The organism is Streptomyces angustmyceticus, assembly GCF_040701845.1.
Classification (GTDB): Bacteria; Actinomycetota; Actinomycetes; order Streptomycetales; family Streptomycetaceae; genus Streptomyces; species Streptomyces angustmyceticus_A.
Map to the genome: position 1 here is coordinate 137,112 of NZ_JBFBHQ010000009.1, position 19,077 is coordinate 156,188.

General features: G+C 69.9%; 16 protein-coding genes and 1 pseudogene. 8 read left to right on the forward strand and 9 right to left on the reverse strand.

The window, feature by feature from the left end; translation table 11 throughout:
- Positions 1-3: 3 nt before the first annotated feature.
- Positions 4-248, forward strand: a pseudogene (locus AB0411_RS21390) (winged helix-turn-helix transcriptional regulator); the annotation flags it as partial.
- A 76-nt stretch (positions 249-324) separates the two neighbouring features.
- Here AB0411_RS21390 and AB0411_RS21395 read toward each other — a convergent pair.
- From AB0411_RS21395 to AB0411_RS21405, 3 genes are all read right to left on the reverse strand, one after another.
- Positions 325-882 (reverse strand): pyridoxamine 5'-phosphate oxidase family protein, encoded by a 558-nt coding sequence (locus tag AB0411_RS21395; RefSeq protein ID WP_366418846.1) that lies wholly within the window; start codon positions 880-882, stop codon positions 325-327.
- A gap of 234 nt (positions 883-1,116) precedes the next feature.
- Positions 1,117-2,793, reverse strand: a complete 1,677-nt coding sequence (locus AB0411_RS21400) for a hypothetical protein (RefSeq protein ID WP_366418847.1) — start codon at positions 2,791-2,793, stop codon at positions 1,117-1,119.
- A gap of 222 nt (positions 2,794-3,015) precedes the next feature.
- Positions 3,016-3,513 carry a GNAT family N-acetyltransferase gene (locus AB0411_RS21405; RefSeq protein ID WP_366418848.1) on the reverse strand — a complete coding sequence of 166 codons (498 nt, stop codon included), beginning with the start codon at positions 3,511-3,513 and terminating at the stop codon, positions 3,016-3,018.
- Between the two features lie 428 nt (positions 3,514-3,941).
- Here AB0411_RS21405 and AB0411_RS21410 point away from each other — a divergent pair, with 428 nt between their 5' ends.
- A complete protein-coding gene (locus AB0411_RS21410) occupies positions 3,942-4,763 on the forward strand; it encodes a maleylpyruvate isomerase family mycothiol-dependent enzyme (RefSeq protein WP_366418849.1) in 822 nt (273 codons plus the stop codon).
- 193 nt (positions 4,764-4,956) lie between these two features.
- On the opposite strand, the gene AB0411_RS21415 is transcribed toward AB0411_RS21410, so the two are convergent.
- Positions 4,957-5,844 (reverse strand): sigma-70 family RNA polymerase sigma factor, encoded by an 888-nt coding sequence (locus AB0411_RS21415; protein ID WP_366418850.1) that lies wholly within the window; start codon positions 5,842-5,844, stop codon positions 4,957-4,959.
- A 114-nt stretch (positions 5,845-5,958) separates the two neighbouring features.
- Between AB0411_RS21415 and AB0411_RS21420 the strand changes: the two genes are divergently transcribed.
- Positions 5,959-7,104 carry an alkene reductase gene (locus tag AB0411_RS21420; RefSeq protein ID WP_366418851.1) on the forward strand — a complete coding sequence of 382 codons (1,146 nt, stop codon included), beginning with the start codon at positions 5,959-5,961 and terminating at the stop codon, positions 7,102-7,104.
- Positions 7,105-7,109: 5 nt separating this feature from the next.
- On the opposite strand, the gene AB0411_RS21425 is transcribed toward AB0411_RS21420, so the two are convergent.
- Positions 7,110-7,553, reverse strand: coding sequence for an ATP-binding protein (locus AB0411_RS21425; RefSeq protein WP_366418852.1), 444 nt, complete (start codon positions 7,551-7,553; stop codon positions 7,110-7,112).
- Positions 7,554-7,769: 216 nt separating this feature from the next.
- On the opposite strand from AB0411_RS21425, the gene AB0411_RS21430 reads away from it, so the two are divergent.
- Positions 7,770-8,672, forward strand: coding sequence for an RNA polymerase sigma factor SigF (locus AB0411_RS21430; RefSeq protein ID WP_366418853.1), 903 nt, complete (start codon positions 7,770-7,772; stop codon positions 8,670-8,672).
- A gap of 303 nt (positions 8,673-8,975) precedes the next feature.
- Here AB0411_RS21430 and AB0411_RS21435 read toward each other — a convergent pair whose 3' ends face one another.
- Positions 8,976-9,191, reverse strand: coding sequence for a three-helix bundle dimerization domain-containing protein (locus AB0411_RS21435; protein ID WP_366418854.1), 216 nt, complete (start codon positions 9,189-9,191; stop codon positions 8,976-8,978).
- A 1,054-nt stretch (positions 9,192-10,245) separates the two neighbouring features.
- On the opposite strand from AB0411_RS21435, the gene AB0411_RS21440 reads away from it, so the two are divergent.
- Positions 10,246-11,214: an alpha/beta hydrolase gene (locus AB0411_RS21440; protein ID WP_366418855.1), complete on the forward strand. Its 969-nt coding sequence runs from the start codon at positions 10,246-10,248 to the stop codon at positions 11,212-11,214.
- A 61-nt stretch (positions 11,215-11,275) separates the two neighbouring features.
- On the opposite strand, the gene AB0411_RS21445 is transcribed toward AB0411_RS21440, so the two are convergent.
- Positions 11,276-11,851, reverse strand: coding sequence for a CGNR zinc finger domain-containing protein (locus AB0411_RS21445; protein WP_366418856.1), 576 nt, complete (start codon positions 11,849-11,851; stop codon positions 11,276-11,278).
- 82 nt (positions 11,852-11,933) lie between these two features.
- Between AB0411_RS21445 and AB0411_RS21450 the strand changes: the two genes are divergently transcribed.
- The gene (locus tag AB0411_RS21450) at positions 11,934-13,106 is read left to right on the forward strand and encodes an epoxide hydrolase family protein (RefSeq protein WP_366418857.1); all 1,173 of its coding nucleotides are present in this window, start codon (positions 11,934-11,936) and stop codon (positions 13,104-13,106) included.
- A gap of 228 nt (positions 13,107-13,334) precedes the next feature.
- On the opposite strand, the gene AB0411_RS21455 is transcribed toward AB0411_RS21450, so the two are convergent.
- Positions 13,335-14,108, reverse strand: coding sequence for a helix-turn-helix transcriptional regulator (locus AB0411_RS21455; RefSeq protein WP_366418858.1), 774 nt, complete (start codon positions 14,106-14,108; stop codon positions 13,335-13,337).
- A gap of 31 nt (positions 14,109-14,139) precedes the next feature.
- Positions 14,140-15,861: an amidohydrolase gene (locus AB0411_RS21460; RefSeq protein WP_366418859.1), complete on the reverse strand. Its 1,722-nt coding sequence runs from the start codon at positions 15,859-15,861 to the stop codon at positions 14,140-14,142.
- A gap of 531 nt (positions 15,862-16,392) precedes the next feature.
- Here AB0411_RS21460 and AB0411_RS21465 point away from each other — a divergent pair.
- Both AB0411_RS21465 and AB0411_RS21470 read left to right on the forward strand, forming a co-directional pair.
- Positions 16,393-17,925 carry an FMN-binding glutamate synthase family protein gene (locus AB0411_RS21465; protein WP_366418860.1) on the forward strand — a complete coding sequence of 511 codons (1,533 nt, stop codon included), beginning with the start codon at positions 16,393-16,395 and terminating at the stop codon, positions 17,923-17,925.
- Between the two features lie 135 nt (positions 17,926-18,060).
- A complete protein-coding gene (locus AB0411_RS21470) occupies positions 18,061-18,819 on the forward strand; it encodes an alpha/beta hydrolase family protein (RefSeq protein ID WP_366418861.1) in 759 nt (252 codons plus the stop codon).
- Positions 18,820-19,077 lie beyond the last annotated feature (258 nt).

Consider the following 19,077-nt stretch of genomic DNA (forward strand, 5'->3'; position numbering starts at 1 on the left):
AACCTGAGGGTGACCGACCAGCGCAACGAGATCGACGGCATCAGCCACAAGATGCTCACCCAGAACCTGCGCATGCTGGGACGCAATGGCCTGGTCGACCGGTGGGTGCACCCCACGGTGCCGCCGCGGGTCGAATACACCCTCACGGATCCGGGCCGCGCGCTGCGGGCGACGGTGGACGGAATGTGCGACGGGAGCCACCGGTACCTCGGTCACATCGAACCGCCCGCCGCCGCTTCGGCGCCTGACGACCGGCGAGTTCGGAAGCCCGTCTGCCGGGCCCGAGTCGGATGTGGTCGTGGAACTGGCCTCGGGCGGGGTGGGTCAGAACGCCCACCGCGTATGGGAGTAGACCCCGTCGTTCCGGCCGAAGCCGTACGCCGTGGCCGGGGCCACCGCGAACACCACCGCGTCCCCCCTGCGAAAGGCGTCCCCGATCCCGTGGAAGGTGCCCTCGGGTGAGGTGATGTGCGGCCCGTACTTCGCCTCGTACGCCGCGATCACCTCCTCCAGCAGCGCCGGATCGGTCACCGGCACCGCCTCGCCCTCCACGACGAGGTCGAGCCCTTCACTGAGCGAGTTCCTCCCGGTGGTCAGCGCGCAGCGCCCGCGATGGGCAAGGTTTCTCGCCTTCTGCTCCCCCGCGCCCGTGGAGAAGTACAGCACCCCGTTGTGCCAGGCGGCGATCACGGGAGTGACGTGCAGCCGGCCGTCGGGCCGCACCGTGGACACCCAGAAGATCTCGGCGGCTTCCAGGTGGCGCTGGGCCTCGGACCACTCGGTGGCCGTGACGTCCTCCGAACCCGGGCGGGGATTGAGCGCGGAGCTGTAGCGAGGGTCGAGTTCGGTCGTGGGCTGCCGGGCGGGGCCTTGTGTCGGCATGGCGGTTTTCCTTCCGTTCCGATCGCTTCCTCCCCGTAACGAGCGGCCGGTCGCGCAGAAGCCGTCGTCGGGGCCATTCGGGTACCTGCTCCATCGGACGGGGAGCGGGCCGTAGTCGCCTACGGCGTCGGTGAACGGGGAGCCCGGCGCGTCGTCGTGCGGCGCGGCGTCGTGCGGCGCGGCGTCGAGCACCAGCGCGACGGAGGGGGCCACGGCCCACCGCGTGCGAACTCGCTAACCGTAGGCCTTCAAGGCGTGACGCAGCCTCTCGTCCGGGTCGCGTACGAACAGCGCGCGCAGTTCGCTCATGGGGTCGCAGATGTGGACGTGAGCGTCGTCGTCTTCATCAGGGCCGTAGGCATCATCTTCATCAGGGCCGTAGGCCGCATCGGAGTCGTCGCCGTACGCGTCCTCGTCGTCCGCGTCCTCGTCCTTCGAGTCGGGTGTGGGGCCCGCCACCGTCGGGAAGTCGCCCGCGCGAGGTTCGGCGGGAGGCTGCGGGTACCACCTCCAGGCGGCGCCGCACCGCCTGACCTGGACCTCCCCGAAGTACCAGGCCGCGCCCACCAGGAACGGGGCGTCCTGCTCGGCCGAGATCTCCTCGTAGGTGCGGAACGAGCTGCGCACCAGGGCTTCGAGCCGGTCGAGGCTCTGGGGGGAGAAGTCCCACGCGGCCGTTCCTCCGCCTGCTTGATCGGCCCACGCGGGGAAGTTCTCACGACGTTCGGCCAGCCAGGTGTGCAGGCGGTGGTTGTCCTCCCAGTCCGGGCCCCGCAGGTCGTCCGTCTCCTCCAGTTCGTTCCGTTCCGCTGCCGTGAGGGGTGGGAGCGACGGTGTCTCCAGGTGTTCCGGGCTGGCCAGCTGCCACAGGGCGGTGGGCCAGGTCGGTGCTCCCCAGACGTAGTCGCCCTCCGGGGCGCGGTCCGGGAAGCGGTCCACCACGTCGCGCAGGCTCTCGCCGGCCACGACATCGCGCAGCATGACGGGGAGGAGTTCGGCGTGACCGTCGTAGCGGAGTCGCTGGTTGACGAAGACGGCGCCGGCCCAGTAGCAGTCCTCCGCGTGCCAGGTGCCGGGCGGGGCATCGGGGTTGATGGCGCGGTACTGCCACTGGGCGCCTTTGCCTTCGACGATGCACTTGCCCACGTACCAGGCGGCCATGACCCAGAAAGGTTCGTCGCTGGCCGCTTGGTAGTCCTCGACCGTCGGGAAGTTCTTGCGCAGCAACGCCTCCAGCCGGTCCAGGGACGTGCGGGTGAAGTTCCAGCACTGGCGGCCGCCCGCTTCCTCGGCCCACCAGTCGAGATAGTCGAGCATGCGGGCGTTCTGCCAGCGGTCCGCGGTATGGCCGGCCGTGAGCAGGCACCCGTAGTGCACCCACGGCGTGGGGACCCGCTTCGGCCACCACTCCGGGAGTTCCCGCTGCCGGTCCCTGACCGCCTTGCGCAGCAGGCGTGCGGCGGTGGCGAAGACCTTCCCCGTCTGCTCCTTGACGGCCTGGGCGACGACGAGGAGCGGGACGACCGGTTCGAGGCCGAGGGCAGGGTCCGGGCACACCACGGGCAACCCGTTCGCGCCCGCGCTCTCGTCCCAGTCCCAGCGCCCTCCTGCTTCCTCCAGCAGCGTCTCGCCCAGATAAGCCGCGGCGGACTCGATGAATATCGCGTTGGAGTCGCTGCCGTCGTCGCCCTTGCAGAAGTCGAGCAGATGCTGCTCCAGTTCCGGCAGTTCGCGGGCGCTGTAGTCGTGCTGCCATTCCTCGGAGGTGTACTGGTCGAGGAATCGGTCGAAGATGTCGTGCAGGGACTCGATCCAGAGGTACAGGTTGTGGGCGGCGGAACCCTCCGGGGCATGTCTGCCCGCCATGTAGATGTCGTCCGACTGGTAGGCGTCCGACCTGCATTCATCCATGTGCTTCCCCGTGTGGATATGAGTGAGGACGTCTGGCAGGACATCCGTGAGCAACGACCCTGGTCGCGGCCCGCGGGAGTCGGATGGGGCGTGGCGTCGACCCCAATACGAGGGTGTCGGGCCGGACTTGGGCCCCGGGCGCGGCGAGTGTGCCAGTAGGGCCACCACTCCCCCGGCTTCGCGGGTCTGCCGTCCGGGCGGCGGCGACGGCGACGGCGACAGTCAGCAGGCGCGCTGGTATTCGACCTGGTCGAGGGCGTTGCCGTCGCCGAAGTCGAAGGTGCGCTCGGCACCGGACTCGGTGAAGCCGCATTTGGTGTAGAAGCGGCGGGACCGTGGGGTGTCGCGCAGGGTCCACAGGTGCGCCCGGGCGAATCCGTCGTCGTGCAGGCGGCGCAGCGTCTCGGTCATCAAGGTGCCGGCGATGCCGCTGCCCCAGCCGTCGGGATGGCCGTAGAAGGTGGGGATCTCCGCGAGGCCCGGCCGGGTCGGCGAGGGGAGGAAGACGGACAGTGCCAGGGGGCGGCCGTCGAGTGCGGCCAGCAGGATCGTGCCCGGCCCTTCCGTGATCCGCGCATGCCATCGCGTACGCCTGCTCCGCACGCCGCGCGCCGCGAAGTCCGGGGCGAAGAAGGGGGCATAGGCCGCCTCCCAGGCCGCGGCGTGGATCTCACCGAGAACGTCCCCGTCGTCCGGGCCTGCGCATCGCACCTCGATCATCCGGTCACCCTAGGGCAGCGGCTTCCGGGCCGCCGCGAATTCCGCACAGCCGTGGAGCGCGACGGCCGTGAGGGAGAGGGCATGCGGAAGGCGCTGTCCGGAGGTGCGATGGCGGCGTGCGGGTGCGGCGAGGGCCGGGGCGGCCCAAGGTCATCACGGCGCTCTCCCACGGCGTCCGGACAGCTCGGCGCTCCCACGGCGTCCGGACGGCGTCCGGACGGCGTTCCGACGGCGTTCCGACGGCATCTCCCTGACGCTTCTCCGGGCCGGTGGTCCGCTGTGCTGCCACCGCCCTCGTCCGACGTCGCTGTTCAGGGTCTTGTCGCAGGCTTTGATGCCTGGTCTCCTGTTCCCCGGCGATCCGTGAGGGGTTCGCCGCCCGGTGGCGCACGTATCCCGCACGGGCACGAGACCGAGGGTGGAGCGGCGTGGAATCAGTGGCGGGGCAGGACGTACGGGGCGCTCTGCCCGAGGGGCTCGGTGCGGCCATCCGCGAGACCGCCGAGGAGATCGCCGCGCTGCTGCGCGGGGGCGCCGACATGGGGCTGGCGGTGCCAGGGTCGGAGTGGACCGTCGGGGAGGCGGCGGCGCATCTGGCGCAGGCCAACGAACTGATGGCCGACCTCGCGGCGGGCCGTACACGCAGCTACGGGGACGGCACACCGCAGAGTCTGGCGGCGGCCAACGCGCAGGCGCTCTCCGAGTTCGACGAGCGGCGGGCCGAGCCGCTGGCCGCGATGATCGTGGCGCAGGCCGATGCCTATCTCCGGGCACGGGGCGAGGGCGCGGCGGAAGGAACCGTCGTCACCCCGCTGGGCCCGATGGGGCCGGACGTACTGGGGTCGTACCTGCTCACCCACATGCTGGGCCACGGTTACGATCTCGCCCGCGCCCTGGGCCGGCCGCACATGATCGACCGGGCCCGGGTCGAGCTGACGCTGCCGTTCCTGATCACGGCCATGCCGCGGGTGACCGACTCCACCCGCACCGCCGCGTTGACCGCCCGCTACACGATCCGCTTGTGGGGTGGTGCCCGCTTCGGTGTGACGGTGCGAGGCGGCACGGTGTCCGTGGACCCGCAGCCACCGAACCGCCCGGATTGCACCATCCTCGTCGAGCCCGTCACCTTCCTCCTGATGGCACTCGGCCGCCGCGGCCAGTGGAGCGCCCTGGCCCAGGGCCGGATCCTCGTCCGGGGCCGCAAGCCGTGGCTCGCTCCCCGCTTTCCGGCGCTCTTCAAGGCGCCCTGACGGAAGTGGGGAGCGCGCGGCTGCCGGGCATCGTCCGGTGCCTCTGCCACAGGTCCTCGTCCCCTACCGCCACCGCATGCCCTCGTCCCGTAGCGCCGCTGGAGATCCCTGTCCGGTACCGCTGACGGCGTGCGTCCAGCGGCGGCCCCTGCGCCTCGACGCGGCGCGGTGGAGCCCGCCCGGGGCACCTGCGTCACATGGCGAGGACGGCCAGGTCCAACAGCTCCAGGCGAGGAGCGGCGATCACCTCGTACTCGGTGATCTTCCCGTCCTCGACCGTGAAGGTGAGGGCCAGCAGCAGCCGTCCGTACGGGGCCACCACCGCGCCGACGGCTCCGTTGACGAGTGCCGGTGCGGCGAACTGCGCCCGGCGTCCGAGGACCACGGTCTGCTCGGCCACGGTGTGTGCACCCCGGGCTGTCGTCGCGACGCCCGGCGGCAGGGCCGCAGGGTCGGCCCGGCGTACGACGTCCGGGGCCAGCACGGCGAGGAGGCCGGCCAGGTCGCCGTCGCGTGCGGCGGCGAGGAAGGCCTCGACGACCCGGCGTTGCTCGGCGAGGTCGGCGGGGGGAACCACGGGGGTGCCGCGCACCTTGCGGCGAGCGCGGCTGGCGAGCTTCTTCGTCGTCGCCGGTGAGCGGTCCACGACGGGGGCGATCTGCTCGAACGGCACGGCGAAGCCGTCGTGCAGGACGAAGGCGATCCGCTCGGCGGGCGTGAGGGTGTCCAGGACCACGAGCAGTGCGCGGCCGACCGAGTCGGCCATGACCGCTGCTTCCTCCGGGTCGCTCCGGTCGTCCGCCAGGGCATCGGCCGGGGCGCGGTGGGTCAGCTGCTCCCACGGTTCCTCTCGTCGCGAGGTGCGCGAGCGCAGCATGTCGAGGCACAGGCGGGACACGACCGTGTGCAGCCAGCCGGGCAGGTTCTCGATGGCACCGGCGTCGGTGCGACTCAGCCTCAGCCAGGCTTCCTGAACAGCGTCGTCCGCCTCGCTGAGCGAGCCGAGCAGACGGTAGGCGACCGCCCGCAGGTGGCTTCGGTACGTCTCGAATCGCTGCGCCAGCAGCTCCTGCTCGTCCACGGGTCACCTTTCGCCTTCGGGCTTCGTCACCGTGATGACGCATACAACAGGGCCGACGTGACCGCAGCCTCGCCCAGGCGCGCGGTCGGCCCCGGCATGGTGAGGAGCACCCCCATGAACACTGCCGTACTGCCGGATCTCGGGCAGCCGCTGCTGCAGCGAGCGGATCTCGGTGGCCTTGCCCTGCCCAACCGGGTGGTGATGGCCCCGACCACCCGGGCCCGGGCAACGGGCGAAGGGCTGGTCCCGACCGCCCTGCATGCCGCCCACTACGCCGAGCGGGCCGGGGCCGGGCTGATCATCACCGAGGCGACCTGGGTCAGCAGGGAGGCGATCGGCTTTGTCCACGTGCCCGGCATCTACAGCGAAGAGCAGGTGGCCGCCTGGAGGCGCGTCACCGATGTCGTGCACGCCCTCGGCGGCCGCATCGTGCTGCAGCTCTGGCACACCGGTGCCGCCTCGCATCCCGACCATCTCGGCGGGCGGCGCCCCGCCGGCCCGTCGGCGATCAATCCCCACGTCAGGTCGTTCACCCCCAGCGGGTTCCAGGAGACCGTCACTCCCCGGGCGATGACCACGGCCGACATCGCGGCCACCGTCGCCGACTTCCGTGCCGCCGCGGTGCATGCCCGGCTCGCGGGGTTCGACGGGGTGGAGGTCGGCGCCCTCGGCTCGTTCCTGATCGCGCAGTTCCTCAATCCCCGGCTGAACCGTCGCACCGACGCATACGGCGGCGACCGCATCGGCCGGCGGCGCCTGCTCCTGGAGATCGTCGATGCGGTGGCGGAGCCGTGGGACGAAGGGTGCGTAGGGGTTCGCCTGGGGCCGTACTGGACGGAAGGGCCTCGCTTCCGGGCGGACGAGGAGACACTCGCCGACTACGACTCGCTCGTGACGGAACTCAACGAGCATCCGGTGGCCTACCTGCACCTTCGCGGACGGGACCGCGGCCCGTCGGACCTGGCTCCCGACGTCGGGGCGATCGCCCGCTACCGGCGGCAGTTCCACGGCCCGATGATCGCGAACAACGGTTTCGACCGCGAGTCGGCCAACGCCCTCATCGAGTCGGGCGATGCCGACGCCGTCTCCTTCGCCACGCACTTCATCGCCAACCCCGACCTCGTCACCCGCTTCGCCCTGGGCCGGTCACTGGCGGTCGGAGACCGCGACACCTATTACGCCGGTGGAGCGGACGGCTATGTCGACTACCCGGCCAGCAGTTGGCGGGACGGCGCGAACACGGACACGCCAGGGAGGTAGCGCGGTCAAGCCAGGGGGACGTGGGCCTTGATCCGCTTGCCCACCGGCTCGCGTCGTACGTCGAAGTCCTGGCAGACGGCGAGGACGATCTCCAGGCCGTGCCGGCCGATCCGTTCCGGGTCGGCCGGGCGGGCGTCCGGGAGGGTGGGGTCGCTGTCCCACACCGTGATCACCAAAGCGGCGCCGATGATCTCCAGCTCCACGAGGCACGGTCCGGGCGCGTACTTGCAGGCGTTGGTGACCAGTTCGCTGACGACCAGCTGCCCCGTCCCCAGTACCTGGGAGGACACCGGCAAGCCGTGCTGGGACTGCACCTGTGTGAGGAAATCCCGTGCGAACGCGCGGGCAGCGGCGATGGACGAGGTACTGGCGTCGAAGGCGGCATAGGACGTGAGCGTCGGCTCGGCCCATGGCCGATGTTCTTCCGTGTTCGGCGCTGCCTGGTACATGTATCTCCACCGCTTGCTCCGCGCACGAGCCTGCCACGTGCGCTGACGCCCGTATACCCCGGGATCGCCGTCTCAGTCGTGCCCCGAGAGGCGTGGCCCGAGCCGGAGCCCGGATGATCGAGCCGGAACCCGGATGCTCCGGCTGATGCATAGGCGGCCGGGGCGGGGGTACCCGGTCGCATGATTCGAGCAACGACAGCAGGAGGGAACACCACCATGGGTGCCAGCCTTGCGACCTCCGCGGTCCAGGCCCAGGATCCGGAAGCCGCGGCCCAGGGCTCCGCGGTCGACGTTCGCACGGCGCCGGTCGCGCTGCCGGGAGAGCTGCCGCACATCGAGGACCCGCAGAACATCGCTCCCCGGGACGCCCGTGACCTGACGCAGATGTTCTTCCGCCGGCTGGAGACGCTCGACGAAGGCACGCACGAGTACCAGTACGCGCGCAACACCCTGATCGAGATGAACCTCTCCCTGGTCCGCTACGCGGCCCGGCGCTTCCGCAACCGCGGCGACGACATGGACGACATCATGCAGGTCGGCACCATCGGTCTGATCAAGGCGATCGACCGCTACGACCTGTCCCGCGACGTCGAGTTCACCACCCTCGCCATCCCCTACATCACCGGGGAGATGAAGCGGTTCTTCCGCGACACCACCTGGGACGTGCGGGTGCCGCGCCGCCTTCAGGAACTCCGTGTGGACCTCGCGCGGGCCAACGAGAAGCTGTCCGGCAGGCTCGGCCGGGACCCGAAGGTCGGTGAGCTCGCGGAGGAACTGGGCATCAGCGAGGAGGAGGTCATCGAAGGGCAGGTGGCCGCCAACGGCTACAACGCCTCCTCCATCGACGTCACGATCAGCGACGACGGCAATGAGACCCCGCTCGCCGACCTGATCGGCGAACGCGATCCCGAGATGGACCTCGTCGAGGACCTGCACACCCTCAAGCCCCTCCTGGAACAGCTCGAAGAGCGCGACCGGCACCTCCTCGAACTCCGCTTCGGCCAGGAGATGACCCAGGCCCAGATCGGCAACGAACTGGGCATCTCGCAGATGCACACCTCCCGGCTCCTCAGCCGCGCCCTGGCCCGCCTGCGCGAGGGCATGCTCGACCAGGCGTAAGGCTTCGCGGCTCCGCGGGTCGGCGGATGTGTGAGCGGGCGGATGTGTGGGTGGGTTCCGGCGGGTGTCGGTGCCCACCCACACGTCCGTCGGCCGCCACGTCTGCCGGCCCACGCCTCCGTCGAGCCACTCCCCCGTCCGGCCCTAGGTCTGTCAGTGGTGGCGCTTCCGGTGGGAGCGAGAGTCGCGTCTCTCCGCCACCGCGCGGCAATGCCCAACCCCTCCGAACCAGGCCGGTCGGGGCCTCCGAAACGTCGCGCCGAAACTCCCTCGTCACCGCGCGGTGGTCTCCGCAAGCGGGAGTTACTGCCTGGTCGAGGCTTCGTTGTCGAGGACAGCGCGGGCCTTGCGTTCGACGAGTACGGGAACGAAGTCACGGACCGGCCGGTCTTTGAAGGACGCATGGGCCTCGGTGACGGCTGCCCCGATCTCCTCGGGGGTGCGTGTCGTGGCGTAGGCATCCGTGAGGCGTTCGACAACGGCCTGGATGGCTTCTTCCTCGCGTGTATCCATCGCCATGGTGTGCTCCCCTGACCTGGGACGGGACGTTGTCCGACGCGGTCGTCACCGGAACTCCCGTGCACGACCGCCGTGTTGATCGTTGCACCGGGCGGGTGGCACGTTGCCGGAATCCGGCCACCCTTGGTGTGCCTGGAGAGCGACGCTCATCAAGGTCGGGAGCAGGTCGATGTCCGCGTCGCATTCCAGGCAGATGATCGCCCCGTGCGAGTTCGGCACGAGCCGGAGGGCGGATGAGCCTCTCGGGCCGTTCTCGAAACGGCGGCTCTTCCCTTGCCGTGAGGTGCAGGTCGGCGCTTCGGTCGGAGTGGAAGTGCGCACTCTCCCCCTGACCGAGCGCAAGGCTCGGCCTGTGCCGCAGCCGGGCCGGGCCTCCGCAAGGTCCGGCCGGCGCACAAGTGGTGTCATGGCACGCGAGGCCGCCGTCATGGCTCCCTCATGGGCCGCTCACCATAAGGACACCGGTACGTAAGCAGTTCGCGACCCGGCCCCGGCCATGAAATGTCCGAACCCGGACAGTCCGCCTCTCCGGCCCCGCACTCGGCGCGGGAGAACAGACCCGGCCGTCGGGAACCGGCACGCCAACACAGGCCGGCGAGTCGACTGCCACCAGCGATGCCGTAAGCACTCACCGCCACCGGCATCCCCAGGAGCGCACATGCCGGCGTGTTCCCTCCCGGCGATCCGGGACTACGGGGCGCAGCAGATCGGGACCACCACCGGTGAGAGGCGGACCATGGCGTTGGCGCATGCGCCCGTGAACCACGCACGGCGCGATCGCGTCCGGTGGCGGTCGGCCGCGTATCCACTCGTCGGTGAGCCCGTCACCGACGAGGCCGGGTCGTCAGCGGGCGAGCACCCGGCGGACGGATCGGGCGGTTCCTTGGAATGCAGCTGCGGAGCATGGGCAATTACAATGGACGAACATCCTCACCAGGGGCTTGAACAAGGGCGGAGGCTCTGCCGACCGCCCCGCAGCCCGAGCGCAGCGCGGCCTTCTTCAGCGCCCCGCGCCATTGTCGTGCGCTTCTCGGATTTCCCAGGGAGCAGTCCCATGGCTGGTCGAACCGCCTCAATCATCCTCGAGCCCGAGGCACAGGAGCTCGCCGACGCAACCTCGCAACATCCGTTCCTGTACGAGCTGGACCCGACCGCAGCGCGCAAGGTGCTCGACGACCTCCAGGCCGCGCCGGTCGACAAACTGCCGGTCGACGAAGAGTGGGTTTCGGTTCCGGCGGCGGTGGGCGAGGTGCGGGTACGCATCGTCAAGCCACAGGGCGCCACCGGAACGCTGCCCGTCGTGTTGTACATGCACGGCGGTGGCTGGGTGCTGGGCAATGCGCATACCCACGACCGCCTGGTGCGCGAGTTGGCGGTCGGCACCCGTGCGGCCGTGGCGTTCGTGGAGTACACGCCGTCGCCCGAGGCGCACTACCCTGTGGCCATCGAGCAGGGCTACGCCACCGCTCAGTGGATCGTCCGCGAAGGGGCGTTCAAGGGGCTGGATGCACAGCGCATGGCAGTGGCCGGGGAATCGGTCGGCGGGAACATGACCGCCGCACTCGCCCTCATGGCCAAGGAGCGCGGTGACGTCGAATTCATACAGCAGTCGATGTACTACCCGGTCACGGATGCGGCCATGGACACCGGGTCCTACGACCAGTTCGCCACCGGCTACTACCTGAGCCGCAAGCTGATGGAATGGTTCTGGGACGCCTACACGACCGACCCGGACCAACGCGCGGAGATCACCGCGTCTCCCAACCACGCCACCGTCGAGCAGCTCTCCGGCCTGCCGCCCGCCCTGCTGATCGTCGACGAGGCCGACGTGCTGCGCGACGAGGGCGAGGCGTACGCCGCCAAGCTCCGAGCAGCCGACGTTCCGGTGACCACGGTGCGCTACGACGGCACGGTCCACGACTTCATGATGCTCAATTCACTGAGCCACTCCAAAGCCGCCCGCGGAGCCATCGACCAGGCCACGGCGTTCCTGCGCAACGCCCTTGGCACGGCCCGGTCCTGACTCAGCGTTGGGGCGGGGCCCGAACGGCTCATGCGCCGGCCGCCGCGTGACGGTGTCACGATCACTCTGCTGATCTGGGGTTTTTGCGCTGGTTGGCATGGAAGCGCGCTTTCTTCTGACGATTCCCGCACGTGTTCATGTCGCACCATTTGCGGGTGCGACTCTGGCTGGTGTCGAAGAAGGCGGCTCGGCAGGTTGGTGATGCACACAGGGCCAATTTTCCGTCTCGTTCGCCCGCGATGATGCTGATCGCGTCGGCGGCGATCACGCTGAGGGCATCTTCCACGCAGGAAGCAGAGCTGAGCCGCCATTGCCGCTTTCCCTCGGGCGTCAGGATGGCCGCGGCCCGCCCTTGAGCGCTGCAGTCATTGATGACGTGGACAGCAGATGCGGGGAGAGCGTCCTGGGTCGCGGCCGCTGTCGCGGCGGCGTGGATCGACTCCCTCAGTTCCCGAGCGAGGTCGAGCTGGGCAGGGGTGCAGGAGTCCACGGCGAGGCCGCTCACTGCCAGCCAGTCGATGAGTCGCTGCGGCGTGGGAATGCGCTCCACAGCGTTGCCACGCCGCTCCGACAGAGTCCCCGTGAAGCTGGTCGCCAGCACGCTACCGAGGCGGAAGTCAGGAAATCCAGCACGCATGGAACCACCTTAGAGGGTTGCCGCGTGGCTCGGAGAACTGTTAGAACCGTCTTAGCCGGTTCCACGATGGCCAGGAGGTCTCATGCCCCGTCCGACCAGCGACGTGCAAGCGTTTGAAGCCCATGCAACTGACGCCGACCTCGACGATCTGCGCGCGCGACTGGCCGCGGCGCGGCTACCGGAGGCCGAGACGGTCCGTCGCGCCGCGCCCGACCCCCGCCGATGGGAACAGGGCGTTCCTCTCGCCGACCTCGTCGATGTCGTGAACTACTGGCGCACCGGGTACAAGTGGCGGTCGTTCGAAGAGCGCCTCAACGGCATCGGCCAGTTCCGCACGACCATTGATGATCTGGGAATCCACTTCCTGCACCGCCGATCCACCCGCGCGGATGCCACTCCGCTGATCTTGACCCACGGCTGGCCGGGCAGCATTGCCGAGTTCATCGATGTAGTGGACGAACTGGCAGATCCCAACGATGCGGACGCGCCGGCGTTCCACGTCGTGATCCCGTCGCTACCCGGCTTTGGTTACAGCGACAAGCCGGCCACCACCGGGTGGGGAACCGAAAAGATCGCGGCCGCATGGGTGGAACTGATGGGAAGGCTCGGCTACAGCAAGTTCGCGGCCCACGGCGGCGACTGGGGAGGCAATATCACCACGGTTCTCGGCGGCAGGTTCCCGGCGCACGTTCTCGGCATCCACACCACGTTCGCGGAGGGACCGCCCGGGTTGACAACGGACGGGCTGACAGCGGTCGAGCGCCAGTGGACCGAGGAAACCCACGATTTCTGGCACCACCGCGCGGCGTACGCGAAGCAGCAGGCGACCCGACCGCAGACCATCGGCTACTCGCTCGTCGACTCACCGGTCGGGCTTCTTGCCTGGATCCTTGACAAGTTCGCCGAGTGGACGGATACGGAAGACAGCCCCTTCGAGACGATTTCCAGAGACAGGATTCTCGACGACGTCACCCTGTATTGGCTGACGCGAACCGGCGCATCGTCGGCTCGCATCTACTACGAAAGCCACAACTCACTGGACCCCGAACTTCGGGTCGACGTCCCGACAGCAATCACCATGTATCCCCGCGACATCGAGAAGTATCCGCGCGCCTGGGCGCAGGAACGGTACCGACAGATCGTCCGATGGAGGTCGCCCGAAACCGGGGGACATTTTCCGTCACTGGAGGTTCCCGAGTATTTCGTCAAGGACCTGCAGGAAGGCCTCGCGGCAGTGCTGGCCGCTCATGGGTGAACGCGGCCGGGTGCCGGCACTTGATCACCGCCTACCCTGGGCCCGTCGAACGCGGGCGCATGGGGCGAGTTGGTCATGGAGCGCGTAGCGCGGCGCAAGGTCGTCCAGCCCACGGGGGTGGGCCCGCACCGGGCTGTCTCGCCCCTCTGTGGTCGCCCCAGCAGGTGCAGGAGCGGAGTGTCCCGCAGCGCGCGCCCGCGGTCCGAGCGCTGAGTTGTCGGGCCGGCGTCAGCGGGAGAGTTCGACCCCCCAGGCGACGGCCCGCGCGGCGGCGGCCGCGCGGTTGGGGAGGTCGAGCTTGGCGAGGATGTGCTCGATATGGGTTCCCACGGTGCGCGGCGTGATGTACAGCCGCTCGGCGATCTCCCGGTTGGTGCGGCCGGTGGTCAGTTCGGCCAGCACCTGCAGCTCCCGTGGCGAGAGTCCGCCGCGCGGTCGTACGGCCACGGTGGGGTCGACTGCGGCGATCTCCTTGGGCGGCGGGCCCGAGCGGGGGTCGACGGCCGCGGCGAGGGCCTCGGTGAGCAGGGTGACCACGGCGTGCGCCGGGTCGGGCGTGCGCCGTGGCCGGCGGGTGCTGACGTTCAGCATGCCGACGTACCGGCCGTCGGTGGCGAACAGGCACTGGGCCACGCCGTCCCGGATGCCGAGGGGGGACAGCACCTCCTGGAAGCCGGGGGATGCGGCCAGGAGCTGCCGGGGGACGTCCCTGAGCCAGAGACCGCCGCGGGCCGGGCTGCGGAGCACGGCGAACACCGGGTCGTGGTGGAGGCGGGTCTCGATGTAGGCCGTGGCGTCGTCCGGGTAGCTCCCGGCCAGGGTGGTGTGGCACCGGCGCTGCGGATCCCACCGGGCCAGGGAGGCATGGTCGTACTCCATCACCTCCGACAGCGCCGCCAGGACCGTGCCGATGCCGGTGGCGCCGCTCGTGGCGCTCCTGGCGGCCTCACGGACGTGGACGGCCGCGTCCAGGAGGTCCGTCGTGCTTCGCTGTGCTGCCACTCCCCAAGGATGATCATGCGTCCGGACTACGTCAATCGCGCAGGGTGTCGTGCACGACCTGCCCGTCCACGACGGTGAGGACGACGGGCATCTCCGGGATGTCGTGGGGGTCGGCGGCGAGCAGATCCCCGTCGAGCACACAGAGGTCGGCGACCTTGCCGGGCTCCAGGGAGCCCTTCCAGCCGTCGGCGAAGTCCTGCCAGGCCGCGTCGATCGTGTACGTACGGATCGCCTCGGCCAGGCCGATGCGCTGCTCGGGGCCGCTGACCCGGCCGGCGGCCTTCGACTCGCGCAGCACCATGGTGGCGACGCCCTGGCGCCAGTCCGGGTATGTGACGGGGGCGTCGGACCCGCTCGCGACCCGCACGCCGGCATCGATGGCGTCGCGATAGGGCCACGCGTACGCGGCCCTGCCGGCGCCGACGAACTCCTCCTCCATGTCGGCGACGGTCCACTTGATGGTGGGGTTCATGTTGACGCCGAAGCCGTGCGCGGCCAGCACCTTCATGCTGTGCGCGGTGAGGAAGTCGCCGTGGATGACGTAGTGGCGGGCGTCGGGGCGCGGGTGCTCGGCCATGGCCGCGGCGAAGGCGTCCGTGACGGTGTCGATGGCCCGGTCGCCGGTGACGTGGACGCCCAACTGGTGCCCGGCGGCGTGAGCATGCCGGATCATGACGTCGATCTCGGCGATCCGCTCGGCGTCGGTGGTGCCGCCGACACATAGGGAGCCGCAGCCGCCGCCGACGTACGGCTCGTGCATCCAGGCCGTCTTGTTGGGGACGATGCCGTCGGCGAAGATCTTGACGCCGTGGACCGTGAGGCGGCGCGGAGCGGCGTCGCCGGACCCGCCGGGGGCCGTGCGGGGTGCGAGGGTGGTGAGGGCGCGGGTGAACTCGTCGGCGGTGCTCGCCATTCCGGTGGGCAGAAGCAGGACGCCGACGCGGGCGGTGAGTTCGCCGTCGGCCAGCAGTCGGCGGTAGACGTCGAGCGTTTCCGTGCCGAGCGCGCCGCGCATGATGCTGTCGCCGCCGGGGCCGAGCCCGGGTTCGGTGTAGCTGGTCACGCCGAGCCGGGCCAGCGTGGCGAGGGTGGACCTGATCGCGTCGGTCCTCTCCTGCCGGCTGAGTGGCGGCAGCGCGTTCTGGACGAGGGCCTGGGCGCCCTCGTGGAGCAGCCCGGTCGGCTCCCCGGCTTCGTCCACGACGATGGCCCCGCCGGGCGGCGCGATGGTGTGCCGGTCGATCCCGATGAGCTTCAGTACCGTGGAGTTGACCCAGGTGGCGTGCCCGGAGAAGGAATACAGCACGACGGGGTGGTCCGGACTGACGGCGTCGAGGTCGCACCGCGAGGGCAGCCGCGACGGATCGAAGACGCACTCGTCGAGGTAACCGGTGTCCCAGCCGTGCCCCACGATCCACTGCCCGACCGGAACCCGCCCGACGGCCTCGCTCACCGCCTCGGCCACCTCCGCGAGGGAGGACACCGCCGGATGACCGAGGTCGAGGGCGAGCGGCGGCGTCGTCATGCCGAAGGCGCATCCGTGCAGATGGGAATCGTTGATACCGGGAAGCAGCGTCGCCCCCCGGAGGTCGACGACGCGGGTACCGGGTCCGACGAGCGGCGCGACGTCGTCCCACCCACCGACGGCACTGATGATCCGGCCGGTCACCGCCAGGGCCGAGGCGACGGAGAACTCCGCATCGACCGTGACCACCCGCCCGCCGAAAAGCACCAGATCCGCATACGTGTCCATAGGAGTTCCTCTCAAAAACCGGGTGCACCACGGCCACCCGCGAACGATCTCCCGAGGACTATGACCGCGCCCCCGCCTCCCGCACATCGGTCATCCCACCGATACGCGCTCGTGCCGTGGCGGCCGACGACCCATCGCAGCGCGGGCCGAGCCCCGCCCTGTCTTCGACGGCCGCGCGCGCCTCGTCCACCGGCTCGAGCAGACCGCACAGAGCTCCCACCAGCAGACGAAGCCACTGCCCTGCGCCCGCACCCGCGCCGACCGACTTCTCCACGCCGTCGACGCCGAACGCTCCTGTCGCCACTTTTCGCCGAGCAGCCGGACGCGAACCCCTTGGGTGAGTGCAACCGGGCCGACCGCCCCACCCGACGACCCTGCCCCCACGCCTCTCCGAGCGTGCCCCTAATATCATTTCGCGTTCTCCGACGGACGCTGACGCCCGCGGGGTCGTGCCCCGCCGCCCGACGCCCGACACGACACGACGACTCCACCGCATGGCGAGGGAGTCGAGCATCGAGAAGAGGAACGTTCATGCGCGCCCGGAGCATCGCCACGGCCACCGCAACAGCATTGGCTCTGGTGGCCGCTCGTGACCTTGTCCAGAAGAAGCACGCATTGCTCCGGAACTTCCCGGTGATCGGGCACGCCCGGTACCTGCTGGAGACGATCGGGCCGGAGCTGCGCCAGTACATAGTGACTTCCAACGACGAGGAGCGCCCCTTCAGCCGTGACCAGCGCACCTGGATCTACGCGTCGGCGAAGGGCGAGAACAACTACTTCGGGTTCGGAACCGACAACGACGTCGAGCACATGCAGGGGCACGCGTACCTGAAGCAGCGCACGTTCGCCGGCCCGCTGCCCGACGCGCACGACCCGCAGGCCCCGCTGCCCTCGGCCAAGATCCTGGGCGGGCCGCGCGGGCGGGCCAAGGCATTCCGGCCGGCGAGCGTGGTGAACATCTCGGCGATGAGCTTCGGGTCGCTCTCCGGCGCGGCGATCACGGCGCTCAACGAAGGCGCGGCGCTGGCGGGCACGATGCAGAACACGGGAGAGGGCGGTCTCTCCCCGTACCACCGCAACGGCGGCGACCTCGTCCTGCAAATCGGTACGTCCTACTTCGGCTGCCGCAACGAGGACGGCAGCTTCAACATCGACAAACTCAAGGACGTGGTCGCCGGCGCCCCGGTCAAGGCGATAGAGATCAAGCTCTCCCAGGGCGCCAAGCCAGGGCTGGGCGGGATGCTGCCGGGCGCGAAGGTGACCCAGGAAATCGCCGAGATCCGCGACATCCCGCTCGGCGAGGACTGCGCCTCGCCGTCGCGGCACACCGCGTTCAGCGACGTCGACTCGATGCTCGACTTCGTCGAACTGCTCGCCACCGAGACCGGTCTGCCGGTCGGGATCAAGAGCGCGGTGGGCGAGTTGGAATTCTGGCAGGAGCTGGCCACGCTGATGGCGCGTGGTGACCGTGGTGTCGACTTCGTGACCATCGATGGCGGCGAAGGCGGCACCGGGGCGGCGCCGCTGACCTTCTCCGACTCGGTGTCGCTGCCCTTCCGGATGGGCTTCTCCCGGGTCTACGGCTGCTTCGCCGAGCGGGGGCTGACCGATGACCTGACCTTCATCGGCTCCGGCAAGCTCGGCCTGCCCGAGAACGCCGCGGTCGCCTTCGCACTGGGTGCCGACATGATCAACGTGGCTCGTGAGGCGATGCTGTCGATCGGCTGCATCCAGGCGCAGAAGTGCCACACCGATAAGTGCCCCACCGGCATCGCCACCCAGAACCCGTGGCTGGCCCGCGGCCTCGACCCCACCTCGAAGGCCACCCGGGCCGCTGTCTACCTGCGCACCCTCCGCAAGGAGCTGAGGAAGATCTCGGCGGCCGTCGGCGTCGCCCACCCGGCACTCATCACGGCCACCGACATCGAGATCATGAACGGCGACTACGAGGCCCGTACCCTGGCCGGCGTCTACGGCTACAAGGACGGCTGGGGCGAGCTCGGCACGCACCTCGCCGAGGAGATCACCGCACTGCTCACCACCGAGCAGTCCTCCGACCAGTAGCCGACCGCCTGACGCGCCGATCACGGCAGGCACCGCGCTCGCTGCTCCCCTGCCCGGAGCGCGCGCGTGGCGCCGGCCGGTGGCACCCTGGTCTTCCCTGCTCCACGTACAGCCCCTTGTCTAGGTGATCACAACATGAGCGAAAAAGTGAGATTCCCGAGCGTCGTCGGCCCCGAACTGGCCGGAGCGATCGACCTGCCGGACGGCGAGATCCGCGGCTGGGGGATATTCGTGCACGGATTCACCCTCGGCAAGGGCTCGCCGGCCGCGTCGCGGGTCAGCAAGCAGCTGGCACGCGAGGGGATCGGCATGCTGCGCTTCGACAACCTCGGGATCGGGGACTCCGACGGCGACTGGGGGGACGGTTCCTTCACCGTCAAGGTCCAGGACACGATCCGTGCCGCAGCCATGATGGCGGAGCGAGGAACTCCGGCAGACCTGCTGGTGGGGCACTCATGGGGAGGCGCCGCCGTCCTGGCCGCGGCGGCCGAGGCAACCGGCGTCCGCGCGGTCGCCACGATCGGGGCGCCGGTCGATCCCAGCCACGTAGAGCGACAGTACGACGCTGTCGTGGATCGCGTGCTCAGTGAGGGGTCGCACGAGTGGTTCGTCGGCGGGAGGACCCTGGTCCTCAAGCGCGCCTTCGTCGAAGACGTCCGCCGAGCTCACCTGCGCGACCGAATAGGCGAGTTGGACCTGCCGCTGCTCGTCCTGCATTCGCCTACCGACAACACCGTCGACATCGCCAACGCCGGGGAGATCTTCAACGAGGCGCGGCACCCGCGAAGCTTCGTCTCGCTCGAAGGAGCAGACCATCTCCTGACGGCACGAGGACAAGCGCAGCGAGCCGCCCACATCATCAGCGCCTGGGCCGACCAGTACATCCACGGGTAACGGCCCGCAGGTGAGACGTCACAGATGACGAAGGGCTCGCTCGGGTAGGTGCGGGCAGGGGCGTCGGGTGCGGCGGTGGGCCCAGCGGTGAGCGGTCCGGCGCGTCGGAACAGGCTAGGCACGGTGATTCCCGAGGCCTATGCACCACCCCCCTCCCCGCACCTCGGTCATTCCACCCATCCCACCCATCCCACCCCTACGCGCTCTCGCGGTGGCGGGCTGACTCCTCGCGCCCGGGATCGGCAGTGGGGCAAGGAG